Origin of the sequence: Flavobacterium sp. (genome assembly GCF_044361065.1) — a bacterium.
Lineage (GTDB): Bacteria > Bacteroidota > Bacteroidia > Flavobacteriales > Flavobacteriaceae > Flavobacterium.
Window position 1 is genome coordinate 1 of the sequence record NZ_JBIKJI010000225.1, and the last position, 3,307, is coordinate 3,307.

The 3,307-nt window shown below is 33.5% G+C and carries 2 protein-coding genes; one reads left to right on the forward strand and one right to left on the reverse strand.

Features of this window, described 5'->3' with window-relative positions:
• The first annotated feature begins 245 nt into the window (after nt 1-245).
• Nucleotides 246-698, forward strand: coding sequence for a DUF1573 domain-containing protein (locus ACIQ11_RS10265; protein WP_396154606.1), 453 nt, complete (start codon nt 246-248; stop codon nt 696-698).
• Nucleotides 699-904: 206 nt separating this feature from the next.
• Here ACIQ11_RS10265 and ACIQ11_RS10270 read toward each other — a convergent pair.
• Nucleotides 905-3,307 (reverse strand): S8 family serine peptidase (locus tag ACIQ11_RS10270; RefSeq protein ID WP_396154608.1); only part of this gene is annotated, 2,403 nt, incomplete at its 5' end.

Genomic DNA, 3,307 nt, shown 5'->3' on the forward strand with positions numbered 1-3,307 from the left:
TATTTATTAAAAACAATTGCATAATAATCACTCCTACAATAGCAAGAAATCCAATTATTATGACAATATTAAATCGTGATAGTTTCATTTATGTTCTAAATTTTTAACGATATTAAGACAAATTTTAAAGCGAAATTAATCATTAACAACTCATTAACACAATAAATACTGTCGATTAACAACATTATTTAAAAAAATAAATACATTTGTGATGTTAATAAACAACTAATTTAAATATAATAATTATGAAAACATTAAAATTACTAGCAGTTGCATTATTTATGGGTTCACTTTCATTTGCCCAAAATGCTGCGCCAGCACCAGTAGCTGTTCCAGCTGCACCACAAACACCCTCTCAAATGAAATGGGAAAAAGAAACTCACGAATTTGGAACAATTGAACAAGGTAAACCAGTATCTTATGAGTTTACTTTTACAAACACTACAAACAAAGATGTTACTTTAAAAGATGTAAAAGCATCTTGTGGATGTACAGCTACAAATTACACAAAAACAGCTATCAAACCAGGTGAAAAAGGAACGGTAACAGCTACTTACAATGCTGCATCAGGTGGTGCTTTTCACAAAACCGTTACGGTAATCACTAGTGAAGAAAATGCTATGCCGAAAACAATTACAATTAAAGGAACAGTTAAAGTTAATGAAGCACCAGCAGTAGCTGCTCCAGCTTCAAAATAATAAAGTATTATTTATATTTAAACCCGATAAATATTCTTTATCGGGTTTTTTTATGGATATTTTCTACACTTTATTTTAGCGGTACTCTTGAGTCGCGTTATTTATTTTCCTTGCAAAATCATTAGTAAATAAGTCAACAAATAAACAGGAATTAAAAGTGCGTTTTTTATAAAAAAAGGAGCTCTAATTAGAGCTCCTTTATATATTTATTTTGCTAACACAATTTTCTTCGTTGTTTTAGAACTCCCGTTTTCTATAGTAATTAAATAAACGCCGTCAGATAAATTAGAAATATTTACATTGTCTACAGCGGTTTTCATTTCTTTAGTTGAAATTATTCTGCCTTGTATATCATATAATTTTACTATTGAATTACTTTCTAAATTTTGATTACCTAATTCAATATTTACAATTCCAGTAGTTGGATTTGGGTATATTTTTAAGTTAGAAAAAGTAGTATCCTCAATAGCAAGCGGTACTTGGATATTACAAATTTGTAGTTTTACAGAATTAATTGTTCCGCCATCACCATTATATGGGTCATCTACTGTTAATGTCCAAACCCCATCTGCAATTAATCCATTTAATGCAGTTAATGTTTGAGAAGGAATTACGCTTCCAGTTAAAGCTGGTACAGAAGTGCCACATGCAACGGCTATACCACTATCATCCATAGTGCAATTTACATTATCATTATCTCCACAAGGTTGGTCCAAAAGAGTAATTACTGGACTACCAATAGAAGCAGGCCCTGTTAGTTTAATTTTAAAATCTTGAATATAAGTATGTGTTATATTTAGAGCAACATTTAAATCTCCGATAGTTAATCCCCCAGTAACTAAAATTGGAACAGAAGCTGTTGCATTTGCCGTACTTGCAATTGTTGCATTTGAAAAGTTAGTCGCAGAAAATTCATTTCCACAAGATAAAACACCAGTTTGAAAATTATTTACTGTGGCATTTGTTAGTATTCCAGTTCCACATCTGTTTGATGGCGATACTCTCCAATAATAAGTAGTTTGTTGTGCTAAATTAGATACTATGTAGGAATTTCCACTCAAATTTGAAACATTTAGAATTGTAGTGGCAAAAGTTGGAGAAGATGAAACTTGTAATTGGTATGATTCAGCATTTGCTTGTGCATTCCATACCAAATTTACCGTAGTAGCTACACCAACTTGATTAATAGCTGGACTAGAAGCAACAACTGGCGAAAAAACACTACTAAATATTTTTAGATTTTTATATCTTGTTTCTGTTTCTAAACCATTGTTTCCAACAATACCGATATTGTAATTCCCAGGATTTACTGCAGATAAATTCGAGATTGTTAGTGTAACAGGTCCGTTTGAATTTCTAGATGATGGGGTAAATACAGCTGTTGCACCACTTGGCAAACCAGTTGCTGAAAAATTTGTTGTGGTTGTCGTGGTGCCTGTTTGAGTATAGTTAAAAGTGTATGTAGCATTTTGATCGGCACAAACTTCAAGATCATTAGAAGTTGGTATTAATGCAAAACCAGAGGTAACACCAGTAATGATTAATGAAAAATCTTGTTTATTATTAACTAAGGTTCCTTTGTGAGTCACTGTAATAACATAATCACCAGCAGGTGGGACGTCTATTTTTACTTGTTCTACATTATCAATATTATTATCCCCAAATCTAGTAGCATCAAGTGTTGGGTCTGAATCTAATTTCCAAGGATAGTAAGTTGAACCATTTCTTGTGATTCTCACATCTAAATCGTTTACAAGCGCACGAGTTAAATCGTTAGCTTCTCTTTGACCATTATTGGCGTCTCCAGGAACATCCGTCCAACAAGCAGTAGCCATTAATGGAGTAGTTCCTAAAGACTTTACTGTAATTGAGTATGTTTGCCCCTGATTAAGTTTTTCTTCAGAAATCCATGCATTTAATCCATTTGAACTAATTGCTTGAGCGGCTGCTTTAGCATTTAATAATCCCCAACCAAAATAAATATCTGGGCCAATATTTCCAGAATCATCTGCGGTATGACAAGCTAAGCCTTTTAAAGTAGCCGCTTTCATAAATTTTGTGGTTAAATTATTGTGATGTTGTTGTAAAAGCAATAATGTACCCGCGACATTTGGTGACGACATTGACGTTCCAGTTAGGTTAGCGGTAGCAGTATTACTTGTATGACTAGTTGACGTTAAGCCTGTGCCGTTTCCAGTTATATCAGGTTTTATTCTTCTATCATCAGTAGGCCCTTGACTACTTGAGCTATTTATAATTACCGGGGCCGTTAAATTTCCAGCTGAATTCACTGCGGCATCTTGACAATTTGCTATAACTAAATTATTTTTAGCTGTTTTGTTTCCTGTTAATTTATCAATTCCAAAAGAAATAGGATTAGAATTATTTTGATCGTCTCCTGAATTACCTGCTGACGCGACCATTAAATAGTAGGGCGCCAAATAAGCAATTTCATCCCAATTTTTTGCATCGGAATCATATGTGCCAATATACCAAGCTGGTAAAGCTGTACCAGTCGAACCCGTTAAAGGCACCCCATAAGAGTGATTTGAAATAAGCATCCCCCCCAAAATTTCATCAAGAACTTCGGTCTCATCATTCGTCCAATT

What these genes read in the sequence shown, in the direction of transcription:
- ACIQ11_RS10265 (WP_396154606.1), top strand. Translation starts at nt 246, where the DNA reads ATGAAAACATTAAAATTACTAGCAGTTGCATTATTTATGGGTTCACTT.